Below are 15,248 nucleotides of genomic sequence, written 5' to 3' on the forward strand. Positions count from 1 at the left end.
TCACGCCGCAAGGCGAACTGCTTGGCAAGATACTCATTCCGGAGCCGGTGGCCAATCTCGAGTTTGGCGGTCCCAGAGGCAACCGGCTATTCATTACCGCCACAACCTCGCTGTATTCCTGTTATCTCGCAACCTCCGGTGCCGGAGCCCACGCGCTGCAGGCCAGCTAGCGGGACGGCGGAGCCGCTTTTTTTTGGTCGAGCTGCTGGCCATGCCGACACCGATCCTGGCGCACCGCGCCGATTGCTGCGATGCAGAAAGAAATATCACAACCCGCCCTCGCCAAATTCGCAAGCTGGTGCGGCGAAACACCCCCTAGCATCGGGTTTTGCTTACTCCGATACAGACATGACTTCCTTCGAATCCCTTCCCCAGGTCCGCTATGAGGGCCCGCAGTCCACGAATCCGCTGGCGTACCGCCATTACGACGCCAAGGAACGTGTGATGGGCAAGACGCTGGAGCAGCACCTGCGGCTGGCCGTCTGCTATTGGCACACTTTTGTGTGGCCCGGCAGCGACGTGTTCGGGCAGCCGACCTTCGCGCGGCCCTGGCATGTGCCCGGCGACGAGCTGACGCTGGCGCGCAGGAAGGCCGACGCCGCGTTCAGCCTGATCTCGCGGCTGGGCGTTCCCTTCTACACCTTTCATGACACCGACGTGGCGCCGGAGGGCGCAAGTCTGGCGGATTACCGCAGCAACCTGTCGGCCATGGTGGACGTGCTGGCGCAGAAGCAGCAGGAGACCGGCATCGCGCTGCTGTGGGGAACGGCCAACCTCTTCAGCCATCCGCGCTACGCCGCCGGGGCCGCGAGCAACCCCGACCCCGAAGTCTTTGCCTACGCCGCGACGCAGGTCTTCAGCGCGCTCAATGCCACACACCGCCTGGGCGGCGCCAATTACGTGATGTGGGGCGGACGGGAAGGCTACGACACACTGCTCAACACCGACCTGCGCCGCGAGCGGCGCCAGCTCGGCCGTTTCATGCAGATGGTGGTGGAGCAAAAGCACAAGATCGGCTTTCAGGGCCAGCTGCTGATTGAGCCCAAGCCGCTTGAGCCGACCAAGCACCAGTACGACTACGACAGCGCCACGGTCTACGGTTTCCTCAAGGACTTTGGCCTTGAGCACGAGATCAAGCTGAACATCGAGGCCAATCACGCCACGCTGGCAGGCCACAGCTTCCAGCATGAGCTCGCCACGGCCGCCTCGCTGGGCATCTTCGGCAGCGTCGACGCCAACCGCGGCGATCCGCAAAACGGCTGGGACACCGACCAATTCCCCAACAGCGTGGAAGACCTCACGCTGGCGATGTACGAAATCCTGCGCGCCGGCGGAATCGGCAGCGGCGGCTTCAACTTCGACGCGAAGGTGCGGCGCCAAAGCATGGATCCGGTCGACATTCTGCACGGCCACGTGGGTGCGATCGATGCGCTGGCGTTGGCGCTCAAAAGCGCTGCGCGATTGATTGAGTCCCGCGAGCTCGAGAAATTCGTCCAGCAGCGCTACGCGAACTGGGACGGCGAGTTGGGGCGGCGCATCCTCGCGGGCGACATGAACCTCAGCCAGCTTGCCGAACATGCGTTCGTCAATGACTTTCGGCCCACGCCGGCCAGCGGCCGCCAGGAGTGGCTGGAGAACCGGGTTAATGCCGCGATCTTCGCCGGCGCGGCCTGAAGACCGAAGGCAGGAGCAATTTGTGAGCTTGACGGTCGGCTTCAAGGACGTGAGCAAGAGCTTTGGCCCCGTGCAGGTTCTGCACGGCGTCAGCTTCGAACTCGCGCCTGGCCGGGTGTACGGTGTGCTTGGGGAGAACGGAGCCGGCAAGTCGACGCTGATGAAAATTCTGGCCGGCTACGAGGCGGCCAGCGAAGGCGTGGTGGAGTTGGGCGGGCATGCCGTGCGCTTCAAAGGGCCGCGCGAGGCCGAAACCGCCGGTGTGGTGATGATCCATCAGGAATTCAATCTGGCGGACGACCTGACCATTGCGCAGAACATCTTCCTTGGCCACGAGCGCAAGCGCTACGGGCTGCTGGACGAAGAATTAATGGCCAGAGAGGCCGCCGCGGCATTGCGCCAGGTCGGCTTGAACTGCAGCCCTGCGCGCCGCGTGGGCGACCTCATCGTGGCGGAGAAGCAACTGGTGGAGATCGCGCGTGCGCTCAGCCGGCACGCACGCGTGCTGGTGATGGACGAGCCCACCGCGACATTGACGCCGTCCGAGACAGAGCGCCTGTTTACCCTCATCGGCCAGCTGAAGGCGGCAGGCTCCACCATTGTCTATATTTCGCACAAGCTCGATGAGGTTGAGCGCATCACCGACGAAGTGGTTGTTATGCGCGACGGCCGCTTCGTGGCTCGCCGATCGACCGGGAGCGTGACGCGCCAGCAGATGGCCAGCCTGATGGTGGGACGCGAACTCGCCGATCTTTACCCGCACAGGCTTGCCGTGGCGGCCGATGCGCCCGTGCTGCTGAATGTGGAAGGACTGGCCGTCCCCGGGTGGTGCCATGATTCAAGCTTCCACGTGCGCGCCGGGGAGATCCTCGGCTTCGCGGGGCTGGTCGGGGCCGGCCGTACCGAGTTGTTCGAGGGGCTTTTGGGCTTGCGCCCTTCCAGCGTGCGATCAGTGCAGGTTGCGGGCAAAGCCTGGACGCGGCGCAATCCGCGTTCGGCCGCGCGGCTGGGCCTCACCTACCTCAGCGAGGACCGCAAGACGCGTGGACTGCACCTGCGCATGGGGCTGGCACAGAACCTCACGCTGATGGCGCTGGAGCGTTATACGAAGCCGCTGCTCGATCCGCAGCGGGAGCGCGCCGCTCTTGCGGCGGCGACCGCGGCATTCGGCATCCGCACGCAACGCACCGATGTGCCGACGTCTGCTCTGTCCGGCGGCAACCAGCAGAAGCTGGCGCTCGCGCGGGTGCTGCAGCCGGATCCCCAAGTCCTTGTGCTGGACGAGCCGACGCGAGGCGTCGACGTTGGCGCCAAGCGCGACATCTATTTCCTGATCCAGCGGCTGGCCAGCGAAGGGCGCGGGATCATCGTCGTGTCCTCCGAATTGCTCGAGCTGATAGGGCTGTGCCACCGCGTCCTCGTGATGCGGCAAGGCAGGCTCGTTGCGGAGCTCCCCCACGACCACCTTTCAGAAGAACTGTTGATTGCCCATGCAACTGGAACCCACTGATACCGCCGCCCAGATACCCGCCGCGAGGCCGGTCCTGCGCAAATGGCCCTCCTTTGCGGGTGCCGGGCCGATTGCCGGGTTGGTGCTTGTGTGCATCGTGGGTGCGATGCTTAACGAGAACTTTGCCAGCCTCGACAACGCGATGAACGTGCTCACCCGCACCGCTTTCATCGGGATCATTGCGGTAGGCATGTGCTTCGTCATCATCTCCGGTGGCATCGACCTCTCGGTGGGATCCATGGCCGCGCTGATTGCAGGCAGCACGATCCTGCTGATGAACGCCGCAGCAGGCGCCGGCTGGAACCCCGCGGCGGCGGTGGTGGCGGGCATGGGCTTCGCCGTCGTGCTTGGCGCACTGTTCGGGTTGGGCCACGGGCTGCTCATCACCAAGGGACGGATCGAGCCTTTCATTGTGACGCTCGGAACACTGGGTATCTTTCGCGCGTACCTGACCTACTTCTCCAACGGCGGCGCCATCACGCTCGATAGCGCGCTGGTCGATGTCTACAGCCCTGTGTACTACGGCAGCTGGCTCGGCGTGCCGGTGCCGGTGTGGGTGTTCGCCGCGGTCGCGTTGCTGGGCGGCCTTGTTCTCAACCGCACGGCCTTCGGCCGGTATGTCCAGGCCATCGGCTCGAACGAACAGGTTGCGCGCTACGCGGCCGTCGAGGTGGACCGGGTCAAGGTGCTCACATACATGCTGCTGGGAATATGCGTGGGCATCGCCACCGTGCTCTATGTGCCGCGCCTGGGGTCGGCCTCGCCGAGCACCGGGCTGCTGTGGGAGCTGGAAGCCATCGCAGCAGTCATCGTCGGCGGCACTGCCTTGCGTGGCGGCGCCGGCGGCATTACCGGCACGGTGATCGGCGCCGTGCTGCTCTCGGTGATCGGCAACATTCTCAATCTGACCAGCATCATCAGCGTGTACCTGAACGCGGCGGTGCAGGGCTTCGTGATCATCGCCGTCGCGTTCTTCCAGCGCGGGCGAAAGTAACCGGTTCCCCACAGGTGGCCAAGCTGCCGTTTTTCACAACATCAAGGAGACAAACCATGAAATCACTGATAAATCTGATGGCCGCCGGGGCCACCGCTCTCGCGGCGCTGGGTGCGGCACCCTCCGCTCTTGCGCAGGGCAAGCCCCACATGGGTGTTTCGATACCGGCCGCCACGCACGGCTGGACAGGCGGGGTCGTGTACTGGGCCAACCGGACCAAGTCGGAGCTGGAAAAGCAGTACCCGGGCCTGAAGGTCACGATCAAGACGGCCGGGTCGGCATCAGAGCAGGCGAACCAGGTGCAGGACCTGCACACGGCCAACAAGATCGACACCCTGGTGATCCTGCCCTTTGAGTCGGCGCCGCTCACGCAGCCTGTCGCGCAGGTCAAGAGCAAGGGCGTGTACGTCACGGTCGTTGACCGCGGCCTGACGGATGTGAATGCGCAGGACGCCTACGTCGCGGGAGACAACCCCGGCTTCGGCAAGGTATCGGCCGAATACATGGCAAAAGCCCTGGGCGGCAAGGGTAACGTTGTCGTGCTGCGCGGCATTCCCACCGTCATCGACAACCAGCGCGTGGATGCGTTCACGGCGGTGATGAAGAGCTATCCCGACATCAAAATCCTGGATGCCAAGCACGGCAACTGGAACCGCGACGACGCGTTCAAGGTGATGCAGGACTACCTGACCCGCTTCAAGCAGATCGACGCGGTCTGGGCGTCCGACGACGACATGGCCGTCGGCGTGCAAAAGGCCATCGCGCAGGCGAAGCGAGGCGACGTCAAGCTCGTGCTGGGCGGCGCCGGTTCCAAGGACTACATCAAGAAAGTCATGGATGGCGATAAGGTCGTCACGGCCGATGTCACCTATTCGCCGGCCATGATCGCCGACGCGATGAAGCTCACGGCCGCCGCGCGGGTGAAGGGTGAGAAGCTCCAGGCCACCACCATCATTCCCTCGGTGTTGGTGACCAAGGACAATGCCAAGCAGTACTACTTCCCCGATTCGCCGTTCTGAGGCAACCATGGCAAGACCAGTCACGCTTTTTACCGGGCAATGGGCGGACCTGCCGCTCAAGGAGCTGGCGCCGCTGGCACGCAGCATGGGCTATGACGGCCTGGAGCTGGCATGCTGGGGCGACCATTTCGATGTGCAGGAGGCCCTGGCGAACGAGCGCTATGTGCAGGACCGGCGCGACCTGCTGGAGCAGCATGGGTTGCGCTGTCATGCCATTGGCAGCCACCTTGTGGGGCAGGCGGTCTGCGACCTCATTGATGAGCGCCACAAGGCGATTCTTCCGGCGCACGTCTGGGGCGACGGCGAGCCGGAAGGGGTACGCCAGCGGGCCGCGCGGGAGATGCAGGACACCGCGCGGGCGGCCGCCAGGCTTGGCGTGAAGGTGGTCACGGGCTTTACCGGCTCGTCCATCTGGCATTCGCTCTACGCGTTCCCGCCCACCTCGCAGGCGTATTGGGACAAAGGCTTTGCCGATTTCGCCCAGCGGTGGAAACCCATCCTTGACGTGTTCGACGAGCACGACGTGAACTTCGGCCTGGAAGTGCATCCGACGGAGATCGCTTTCGACACCGCCTCGGCGCAACGGGCCGTCGCGGCGGTGGGCGGGCACAGGCGCTTCGGCTTCAACTTCGATCCCAGCCACCTGGGCTACCAGGGCGTGGACTACGTCAAGTTCATCCGGACCTTCAGCGACCGCATCTACCACGTGCACATGAAAGACGTGTGGTGGGGCCGGGGTGACGGCACCGCGGGGGTCTTCGGCGGGCATACCAGCTTTGGCGATGCGCGCCGCTACTGGGATTTTCGGAGCGTGGGACGAGGGCTTATCGATTTCGAGTCCATCATCGTCGCACTCAACGATGTGGGCTACAAAGGGCCCTTGAGCGTCGAGTGGGAAGACAGCCGCATGGACCGGGTACACGGGGCCACCGAGAGCGCTGCCTACAGCAAGCGGCTGGACTTCAAGCCAGCGGTGGGCGCGTTCGACGCAGTATTCGACAAGGCCAAACAAGGTGGGATGGCCGGATCATGATGAGTCGCCGGACCGTTCCCAAGGCAAATATCAAAGTGCGCAGCACGAAGGACGTCCCATGAGAAAGCTGCGCTATGCAATGGTGGGCGGGGGGCAGGGCGCTTTCATCGGCGCCGTGCACCGCAAGGCCATGGCGCTGGACGGGCAGATGGAGCTTGTGGCGGGCGCCCTCTCGTCCGATGCCGAGCGCGCGCGCGCGTCCGGCCGCGATCTTGGCCTGCGGGACGACCGCAACCATGGCCGGTGGGAGGACCTGCTGGAAGGCGAACTGCGCCGCAGTGCGGACGAGCGCATCGATTTCGTCTCCATCGTCACGCCCAACCACGTGCATTTTCCGGTCGCCCGCGCATTCGCCGAGGCGGGCATTCCTGTGGTGTGCGACAAGCCACTGGTCCACTCCAGCGAGGAGGCAGCCGAGCTCATGCGGATCGTCAAGCGCAGCGGCTCCGTCTTCGGCGTGACGTACAACTACACGGGCTATCCCATGGTGCGCGAGGCGCGTGACATGGTTGCGCGCGGCGCGATCGGCGTGGTGCGCAAGGTCATCGTTGAATACAACCAGGGCTGGCTTGCCACCCACCTGGAGGCAAGCGGGCAGAAGCAGGCCGACTGGCGGACCGATCCGGCGCGCAGCGGTGTGGCCGGCGCTATGGGCGACATCGGCTCGCATGCGGAGAACCTCGTGGCGACGGTGACGGGTCTTGAGCTTGAAAGCATCTGCGCAGACCTCACCATCTTTGTCCCGGGTCGGCGCCTTGACGACGATGGCAATGTCCTGCTGCGATTCAAGAACGGCGCCAGGGGCGTGCTGATCGCGTCCCAGATCGAAGTGGGCTGCGAGAACGACTTGCGGCTGCGCGTGTTCGGCACCACCGGCACGCTGGCTTGGCACCAGGAGGAGCCCAACCGGCTGTTGCACGCCCCCATCGATGGCCCGGCCCGCGTGTTGACGCGGGGCTCGCCGTGGCTTGGGGAGGCCGCTCGCCGCGCGACACGCCTGCCCACGGGGCATCCCGAGGCCTTCATTGAGGCCTTCGCCAACGTTTACCTTGGGGTGGCCGCGCACATCCGCGCGCTGCAGGCCGGCACCGCGCCGGATCCGCTGGACGCCGACTATCCCCGCCTCGAAGACGGCGCCCGCGGCGTGCGGTTCATCGAGAAGGTAGTGCAGTCCGCGGTCAGCACGGCCAAGTGGACGCCGCTCGAGGGCTGACCGATGTTCATGGGCATCGATCTCGGCACGTCCAGTGTCAAAGCGGTGGTGCTGGACCGTGGCCACCGCCTGGTGGCCAGCGGCTCCGCGCCGCTGTCGGTGGATGCGCCCCAGCCTTTGTGGCGCGAGCAGCATCCCGCCGAATGGTGGCGGGCGTGCGATGCCGCCGTGGGCTCTGCGTTGCAGGAACTGCGGCGCGGCGGCCGCACCAGCGGTGAAATTGTGGCCATCGGCCTGACCGGCCAGATGCACGGCGCCACCCTGCTGGATGGGCGCGATGAGGTCCTGCGGCCGGCCATTCTCTGGAATGACGGCCGGGCTGCGGCGGAATGCGCGGACCTGGAGCGAGCGGTGCCGCAATCGCGGCAGATCACCGGCAACCTGATGATGCCGGGCTTCACGGCGCCCAAGCTGCTTTGGGTGGCCAGGCACGAGCCCGGCGTATTCGAGCGGGTCCGGTGTGTGCTGTTGCCCAAAGACTGGCTGCGCTGGCGCCTGACGGGTGATTACGCGACCGACCTGTCCGACGCATCCGGCACGCTGTGGCTGGATGTGGGAAGGCGCGAATGGAGCCATGAGCTCCTGGCTGCCTGCGGCCTGTCTGTTGCGCATATGCCCAGCTTGCACGAGGGCCCGGAGGTTACCGGCACCTTGCTGCCCGAGGTAGCGCAGCAGTGGGGCTTGCGCGAAGTGCCGGTGGTTGCCGGCGCCAGCGACAACGCGGCTGGCGCCCTGGGCGCCGGTGTGGTGAACCCGGGCGACGCGATGCTGTCCCTTGGAACCTCCGGCGTGGTGTTTGTGGCCACCGGCTCTTTCGTCGCCAATCCGCAGCAGGCTGTGCACAGCTTCTGCCATGCGTTGCCGCAGTCCTGGCATCTGATGTCGGTGATGCTCTCGGCGGCCTCTTGCCTGGAATTTACCGCGGGGTTGCTTGGCGAGCGCGACGTGGCCGCGCTGCTTGCGCAGGCCGAGCAACGTGGCCTGCGCGAAGACACGCCACTGTTCCTGCCCTATCTGAACGGCGAACGCACACCGCACAACAACCCACATGCCAAAGCCGTGTTCTTCGGCATGCACGCAGGCACGCAGCGCGAAGACATCGTGAACGCCACGCTCGAGGGCGTGTGCCTGGGCATGGCGCAGGGGATCGCTGCGCTGCAGTCGGTTCAGCCTGGCCTGGCGCGCGTCAGCCTGATCGGCGGCGGTTCACGCAATGCCTATTGGGCGCAAATGCTGGCCGACGCCACAGGCCTGCAAGTGGTCCGGCATGCGGATGCCGAGGTCGGCCCTTCGCTGGGTGCGGCTCGGCTGGCCTGGCTGGCCTGCGATCCGGGTGAGGCGGCGGAAATATTTCGCGCACCGGAGGTGATTGACGCATTCGAGGCGCGAACGGCCGAGCGCAGCCGCATGCAGAACCGCGCGGCGCGGCTGGCAGCGGTATATGACAGCTTGGTGCCCCACTTTCAGCCATAGAAAGTGAAACCGCCACCCGTGCGTCTGCATGGGCGGCTGCATAACCCGAGCCGCCACTCAGGGTGGAGCTGGATTCAAGCGGGGTAGCTAAAAGTGGGGCGCTTGCCTTGCTTAACCTGCGGAGTGAATCCTGCTGATTGCCCCGGGCACGTTCGTGTTGGCGGGATAGGTGTTATCAATGCTCAGCTTGTAGCCTTCGTGCTGTGCCTGCTCAAGTTCGGCGCGGACTTCGGCACGGCTCTTGGTGCCTGCAACGGGTGCTGCATTGGTTGCGGGGTAGTTGCTGTCGCCATTGACCTGGTACGAGGCGCGCGGTGACTGCAGCAACTCTGCGCGAACATCGGCGCGGCTCAAGGTGCTGGTGGCGCTGACTTCATTGCCGGGGTAGTTGCTGTCCTGGGCAAAGCTGCTGGCGGAGGCGAGCGCGGCGAGGGCAAGAACGGATGCGGAAACAAGTTGGGTCGATTTCATGGTGATTTCCTTTAAGAACAATTGAGAAAACAGGCGGGACGGGCATTCGGCCCGTGAGGCCTTCATCGCTGAGTCGCTTTGAACAGGTAGCTCACCGATGTACCAAACCTTGTTCCGCCGCGCAGATACACAAGTGCGTATTGCCGGAACATTCAATTGTCGAAACCTGAACAATAAAGGCGCGAAGTCCTGGAACTTTTTTTCGTGCAAAAAGTTTCGCCCTGATTTTCCTGATCGCCTTGTGTGTCTGGCGAATGCAAAGTGCCAGGGCATGCGCAACGGGCAACGGTTGCCGTGGGTATATGAGGATGCCGGGCCGTTCTTCCACCGGTAGCCCGGTTTGTTTTTGCCGTGTACCGGCTGCTGGCTCAGTCCTGCCGCGGTTCCATTTTTTTGACAACCTGGCGCGTGTACTCGGTCATGAACTCAAGGAACACGCTGGTGCGCACGGGAATGAATTTGCGGCTGGGCAATGCCGCATACAAGGTATTGGTGCCGGTGATCCAGGGGGAGAGGATGCGCTGCAACGCACCGCTGCCCAGCTGCTTGCCCACCAGGTCGATCGACTGGCTCATGATGCCCGCGCCCTCCACGCAGGCGCGTATCAGTGTGTCCGAGTGGTTCACCAGCATGCTGGGCTCGATCTGCACTTCGACGACCCGCTTGTCCTCCTTGGGGTTGGTCAGCCGCCAGACCCGGTGCCGGTTGGCAGTTTGTTTTACGCGCAGGCAGTGGTGTTGAGGGAGGTCTTCAGGTTGCGCCGGCGTGCCGTTGCGGCGCAGGTAATCGGGCGAAGCGCAGAGAATGCCGTCGGACGACGCAATCGGCCGCGCAATGATGTTGGCGTCGAAAGTGTCGGCAGCGCCTAGCAAAGTGAGGTCGTAGTCTTCCACGGGCGGCACCAGCGGCGAGTCAACGTGGATGTCTAGCACGACCTTGGGATAGCGCCGTCCGAACTCGGCGACCAATGGCGCCAGAACATGCACGGCAAAGACCGGCGGCGTCATGATGCGGATGGTGCCGGACATTTCCTGCGCATGGGCTTGGGCGGCGGCGTGGGCTTCGTCGATGTCGCTCAGGATGTGCCGTACGCGTGACAGATAGGTTTCGCCTGCATCCGTCAGGGCCAGGCGGCGGGTGGTGCGTTGCAGCAACCGAACGCCGAGATGGTCTTCCAGGTCGCCCACAAGCCGGGTCACCACTGCGGCCGACATGTCGAATTTGCGCGCTGCTGCGGCAAAACTGCCATCGTCCACCACCTGCTGAAAAACGCGCATTGATTGAAGCCGGTCCATGGTTTACCCCTATATATCCCAGATATTGTTGCTAATTTAACAGTAATGCATTGTTGAAACTGCTATTTTTTGATTGATTTGAATGGAATAAAGTTCATACATCGATGAGCCGAAGCCCACTACAAGGCGACTCACCGAGGCTGGACAGACGGGAAAAGATGAGCCCGCCATGCCCGGAACGTCACTTAACTTTGAGAGGATATTCATCATGAAATCGAACTTTATCGCCGCTACCGTTGTTGCCGTTGCTGCCCTGACTTCTGTCGCTGCTTCTGCCGAAACCTTCAACTCTTACCTGTTTGACCAGATGCAGGCGCCAGCCACCAAAACCCGCGCTGAAGTCAAAAGCGAAGTTGTGCAGGCCCAAAATGCCACCTCTGCTTCGAGCTACAACGGTGCCACCGCCCAGCAAAACCTGAGCGCTCCCCGTGCTGAAAAGACCGGCACCGCACCCCAGGCTGCAGCTGAAGCCGTGAAGACCAGCCAGCAATAAGCTTGAAAAAGCGCCGGCCCCGGCCGGTTTCGATGCAATCGCCCCGGCGACCTGAAAGGGTTGCCGGGGCGATTGCATTGGTGCGTACGGGATAAACATCGTGTTGTTGCCGTGTTCTCATTAATGGGATAAATTCCCATATATGGAAAAAGACGAAACCACAGACAACCGTTTTGACCAGCGCATTGCCCAGCGACTGAAAGATTTGCGTGCCGAGCACGGCTGGTCCCTGGACGAGCTGGCCCGGCGGAGCACGGTCAGCCGCGCCACGCTGTCGCGGCTTGAGAACGCTGAAGTGAGCCCGACTGCCAGTGTGCTGGGCAAGTTATGTCCTGTCTATGGCTTGACCATGTCGCGCCTTATCCGCATGGTGGAAGACGGCTTTGTGCCGCTGGTTCACCGAAGCGCACAGGTCGTCTGGACCGATCCGGAAACCGGCTTCCGGCGGCGGTCGGTGTCGCCACCGGCCCAGACGCTGGCAGGTGAAGCCCTCGAATGCGAGCTCGAACCCGGCACGCACATCCGCTATGAGCATCCGCCCCGGCCGGGCCTGGAGCATCATCTGATCCTGGTCGAAGGCCAGCTGGACATCACCGTCGACGGGCAAACCCACACCTTGCAGCCCGGTGATTGCCTGCGCTACCAGCTGTTCGGTCCCAGCGTGTTCGCCACGCCTGAGACCAGCCCGGCGCGCTACGTTCTTTTTGTGGTGTGAGGCACCATGGCCGACGAACCCACCTGCACTCTTTCAATTTTCTCGGCCGGCGATATCGCGAGCCATCTCCATGAACTCAGTGCGCTGCTGCACGACTGTGTTCACGCCGGGGCCAGCATCGGCTTTGTGCTGCCGTGCGCCATGGACGACTGCCAGGCTTTCTGGCAGGGCAAGGTGTTGCCGGCAGTGCGTGATGGCGGCTTGCTGCTGGTGGTGGCCTGGCAGCACGGCCGCATCGCCGGCGCCGGCCAGCTGGACTGCAACACGCCGGCCAACCAGCCGCATCGCGCAGAAGTGCGCAAAGTCATGGTGCACCCCGGCTTTCGCCGCCGGGGCATCGCCAAAACCCTGATGACCGAACTCGAAGGGCTTGCAAGCCAGCGTGGCCGCAGCTTGCTCACGCTGGACACGCGCACCGGTGACAAGGCCGAGCCGCTGTATGCGTCGCTGGGTTACCTGATCGCGGGCGTCATCCCCGGGTACTGCCGCGACACGTTCGACGGCGGGCGCCTCGACTCGACCACCATCATGTACAAGGCGCTCACTTCTCCCGATTTACCCAATTCCCCGATGTAGCGCCCGCCGGCAACCCGGGAACGAAGCACCGTCTTGCTATAAAAAGAATAGCTGCTTGCGCAAGTTCTACCTGGGCGGCAGCCGTTTTTGCAAAAAATCCGCTGGCAGGTGCCGGATGCCGGGTCCAAGGGGCCCGCCATGTCTAGCAACCCAAGCCTGACTATGGGCAAATCCAAGCCCCTAACTACACTATGAAATTCATGACGCTGAAAAAACAATTCCTGCCGGGCTCTTTCATCATGGAGGCACCCCGATGACTTCTCGCGCGCGCCACGCCTTCGCTTTTGCCGGTGCACTGCTATTGGCTCTGCCGGGCTTTGGCATGGCGCTTTTCCTGTACGTCCTCGGCAAAGTGACGGGCAGTGGCGGCTGGCTCCAGGGGGCGTTTGAGCTGCTGTTTTCCGGCGTGGTGCTGCTGCCGGTGACGGTGCTGTGCGCAGTGACCTTGCTGATTGCAGGCTTGTTCTCCTCGGTGCGGCCATGGGCTTGCCTCGTGCTGGTGTTGGTCAACGTGGCCGTGCTGGTTGTTGCCTGGATGCTCAACCCCGCCACCGACGTCGCGGAGGTGGTGATCTGGGCTCTTACGGCACTATCGGCCGCTGCTGCGGCCATGCTGGCGTGGCAGGCGTTTGCGACTGTGGCGGGGCCCGGGTGGAACATGTTGCGAGGCCTGATCCTGCTGGCTGTTGCGGTTGGGTTCGGTCTCGGACTTGCGCTTGGACTTGCAGGCGGCGGCGATACCCCGGTTTCGACGCTGACTGAGCAGGAGCAGGCACTTGCTGCTGTGCCGCCGGAGCGTGTTTTCGATGGTTTGTTGGGCGGCACGCCCGCGCGCCTCGCGGTGCATGACTGCAAGGTCTACCGCGCTTTGCCCGGCAAGGACGCCTGGGAAAAAGTGCTGGAGCCGGACATGTATCCGTTCTACACCGTTTGCGACCGGCAGAGCCTGCAGGCAGAAGAAGGCGCAGTCACCGTCACCCTTGGGCGCATGGCCTTTGGTGCGGGAGGCTGCTGTGCCACCGGCGGTACCTACCGCTCCACGGATGGTGTGCTGTGGAAAAAATTATGAACCGCTGAAGACGGCGACCCTCGCGGTGCAGCGAGCTGCTACAAAAACAATAGCTGGTTGCGCTGGCCCAGATTGGTCTGCAGGAACTTTTTATTAAAATCGTCCCGGGAGGCGAGAAGACATGATCGCAGCTGTAGTGAATGGCAGCGTGCCGTTTCGCCTGACGCCGTGTGCGGAATTTCGGCTCCGGCAGATGAGCCCGGAGCGACTCAGTCAGGGCCGGCGCTGCCTGCCGGACTTTCGCGCCTCATAGCGCTTCATGAGCGGCGTGACCGAAATACCGTGGGCAATGACTGACGCGACAACCACCGCGAGCGTGATGGACAGCAGCCGCTGGGCCAGCGCGGGCTGGATGTCATGGTTGATTGCGTAGAGCAGGTAGTAGAGCGAACCGATGCCGCGAATACCGAACCAGGCCATCAAGCGGCGCTGCGATCCCTTGACCGGCGTTCCCAGCAATCCGACAACCACCGCGACCGGACGAATCACCAGAAACAGCGCTGGAATGAACCAGAGCACCTCCGTGCGAAAGCGCGTGGTCGCCACCAGCACCCCCACGGCCAGCACAATGGCGACTTCCACAAAGCTCTCCAGCTGACTGTTAAAACGCTGCACCGCGCGCATCATGTGGGCGGGGGCTTGCGCGCCTGACGCTTCCTGCTCGGCGGGGCTTAGCGTTTCGTCGGGGTTGGGAAGTGGTTGCGGCAGGGGGCGTGCAGTCGGTTCGTCGATACGCCGCAGCGCCAGCCCCGCGGCAAACACCGCCAGAAAACCGTAGGTGTGGCAAAGCAGCGCCAGGCCGTAGGTCAGCCCGATCAGGCCCAGGGCGATGAACTCATCCGAACCCAGCGCTTCGCGGTGGCGCATGCGCAGGTAGAGGATGGCCCGGCCCACCAGGGTGCCAAGCAGCCAGCCCAGGGCGAGGCCGCCGGCCACCGACCACAACACGTCAACGGCCCACCAGCGCCAGCCGCCGTCGCCGAGTTCGTGCAGCCCCAACAGGCCAAGGCCGAGCATCACAAACGGAAAAGCGGTGCCGTCATTCAGCCCGCCTTCACCGGTCAGCCCAAAGCGCAAACGATCGCGGTCACCCGGGTTGGCCACCTGCACGTCCGAGGCCAGGACGGGGTCGGTCGGCGCGAGGATGGCGCCCAGCAGCAACGCGGCGCCCACGGGCAGCTTCATCACATAAACGCCCAGCGCGGTGATGGCGCCGACGGTGACCACCATCGACACCGTTGCGAGTTGTACCGGAATACGCCAACGGCCGTCCCGCACGCGAAATTCCAGCTTCATGCCGGCGGTGAACAGCGAAATCAACACGGCGACTTCGGTGAGGCGCTCCAGCAGCACCGTATTTTTGAGGGCATCCAGCTTGAGCAGCCCCAGCCCGACGGGGCTGATGGCCACGCCCACGCCGAGGTAGAGCATGGCAGCGCTCAGCGGCAGGCGCGCGATGAACGAGCCGCCCAGCGTCATCGCGATCAGCAGCGCGCCGGCAACGATGCAGGCCAACGTGAAGGTGGTGGGTTCACTCATGGCGCGGCGGGGGTGGCAAAAAATGCATCCGCACAGCTTAAAGCAAGGCGGGCGCGGGAGTGGGATCGTGGCCAGAGCCTGCCCACGGCGGCTTGCAGTGCGCGCTGCACTTCACGCTATAAACAAAAAAAGCCTTCAAGCCCAATCAGGACGAGCACGAGCAGCTATAAAAAA

At 63.8% G+C, this 15,248-nt stretch carries 14 protein-coding genes and 1 pseudogene; 12 read left to right on the top strand and 3 right to left on the bottom strand.

Annotated features, from left to right (window positions below; translation table 11 throughout):
• From ABI546_RS00005 to xylB, 8 genes and pseudogenes are all read left to right on the top strand, one after another.
• Positions 1-170 (top strand): annotated as a pseudogene (locus ABI546_RS00005) (SMP-30/gluconolactonase/LRE family protein); the annotation flags it as partial.
• A 178-nt stretch (positions 171-348) separates the two neighbouring features.
• A complete protein-coding gene (xylA, locus tag ABI546_RS00010; protein WP_348042820.1) occupies positions 349-1,674 on the top strand; it encodes a xylose isomerase in 1,326 nt (441 codons plus the stop codon).
• Positions 1,675-1,696: 22 nt separating this feature from the next.
• Positions 1,697-3,184, top strand: coding sequence for a sugar ABC transporter ATP-binding protein (locus ABI546_RS00015; protein WP_348042822.1), 1,488 nt, complete (start codon positions 1,697-1,699; stop codon positions 3,182-3,184).
• Positions 3,165-4,178: an ABC transporter permease gene (locus ABI546_RS00020; RefSeq protein WP_348042824.1), complete on the top strand. Its 1,014-nt coding sequence runs from the start codon at positions 3,165-3,167 to the stop codon at positions 4,176-4,178. Before ABI546_RS00015 ends, ABI546_RS00020 begins: the two co-directional genes overlap by 20 nt.
• Positions 4,179-4,234: 56 nt before the next feature.
• The gene (locus ABI546_RS00025; RefSeq protein ID WP_348042826.1) at positions 4,235-5,197 is read left to right on the top strand and encodes an ABC transporter substrate-binding protein; all 963 of its coding nucleotides are present in this window, start codon (positions 4,235-4,237) and stop codon (positions 5,195-5,197) included.
• A gap of 7 nt (positions 5,198-5,204) precedes the next feature.
• Positions 5,205-6,230: a sugar phosphate isomerase/epimerase family protein gene (locus ABI546_RS00030; RefSeq protein WP_348042828.1), complete on the top strand. Its 1,026-nt coding sequence runs from the start codon at positions 5,205-5,207 to the stop codon at positions 6,228-6,230.
• 58 nt (positions 6,231-6,288) lie between these two features.
• The gene (locus tag ABI546_RS00035) at positions 6,289-7,443 is read left to right on the top strand and encodes a Gfo/Idh/MocA family oxidoreductase (protein WP_348042830.1); all 1,155 of its coding nucleotides are present in this window, start codon (positions 6,289-6,291) and stop codon (positions 7,441-7,443) included.
• A 3-nt stretch (positions 7,444-7,446) separates the two neighbouring features.
• A complete protein-coding gene (gene xylB / locus ABI546_RS00040; RefSeq protein ID WP_348042832.1) occupies positions 7,447-8,916 on the top strand; it encodes a xylulokinase in 1,470 nt (489 codons plus the stop codon).
• A gap of 111 nt (positions 8,917-9,027) precedes the next feature.
• Here xylB and ABI546_RS00045 read toward each other — a convergent pair whose 3' ends face one another.
• Together ABI546_RS00045 and ABI546_RS00050 are read right to left on the bottom strand one after the other, a co-directional pair.
• The gene (locus ABI546_RS00045; RefSeq protein ID WP_348042834.1) at positions 9,028-9,387 is read right to left on the bottom strand and encodes a DUF4148 domain-containing protein; all 360 of its coding nucleotides are present in this window, start codon (positions 9,385-9,387) and stop codon (positions 9,028-9,030) included.
• Positions 9,388-9,755: 368 nt separating this feature from the next.
• Complete coding sequence (locus ABI546_RS00050; RefSeq protein WP_348042836.1) at positions 9,756-10,682, bottom strand: LysR family transcriptional regulator; 927 nt, start codon at positions 10,680-10,682, stop codon at positions 9,756-9,758.
• Between the two features lie 208 nt (positions 10,683-10,890).
• On the opposite strand from ABI546_RS00050, the gene ABI546_RS00055 reads away from it, so the two are divergent.
• The 4 genes from ABI546_RS00055 to ABI546_RS00070 all read left to right on the top strand — a co-directional run bounded on the left by ABI546_RS00055 (position 10,891) and on the right by ABI546_RS00070 (position 13,535).
• On the top strand, positions 10,891-11,175 hold the full coding sequence (locus tag ABI546_RS00055) for a DUF4148 domain-containing protein (RefSeq protein ID WP_348042838.1): 285 nt from the start codon (positions 10,891-10,893) through the stop codon (positions 11,173-11,175).
• 142 nt (positions 11,176-11,317) lie between these two features.
• Positions 11,318-11,890: an XRE family transcriptional regulator gene (locus ABI546_RS00060; RefSeq protein WP_348042840.1), complete on the top strand. Its 573-nt coding sequence runs from the start codon at positions 11,318-11,320 to the stop codon at positions 11,888-11,890.
• 6 nt (positions 11,891-11,896) lie between these two features.
• Positions 11,897-12,466: a GNAT family N-acetyltransferase gene (locus ABI546_RS00065; RefSeq protein ID WP_348042842.1), complete on the top strand. Its 570-nt coding sequence runs from the start codon at positions 11,897-11,899 to the stop codon at positions 12,464-12,466.
• A gap of 253 nt (positions 12,467-12,719) precedes the next feature.
• Positions 12,720-13,535 (top strand): hypothetical protein, encoded by an 816-nt coding sequence (locus tag ABI546_RS00070; protein WP_348042844.1) that lies wholly within the window; start codon positions 12,720-12,722, stop codon positions 13,533-13,535.
• Positions 13,536-13,748: 213 nt separating this feature from the next.
• Here the strand turns inward: ABI546_RS00070 and ABI546_RS00075 are convergent, their stop codons facing one another.
• Positions 13,749-15,074 carry a cation:proton antiporter gene (locus tag ABI546_RS00075; protein WP_348042846.1) on the bottom strand — a complete coding sequence of 442 codons (1,326 nt, stop codon included), beginning with the start codon at positions 15,072-15,074 and terminating at the stop codon, positions 13,749-13,751.
• Positions 15,075-15,248: the final 174 nt, after the last annotated feature.

The sequence above is a fragment of the Polaromonas sp. genome (assembly GCF_039932935.1).
Taxonomy (GTDB): domain Bacteria; phylum Pseudomonadota; class Gammaproteobacteria; order Burkholderiales; family Burkholderiaceae_C; genus Polaromonas.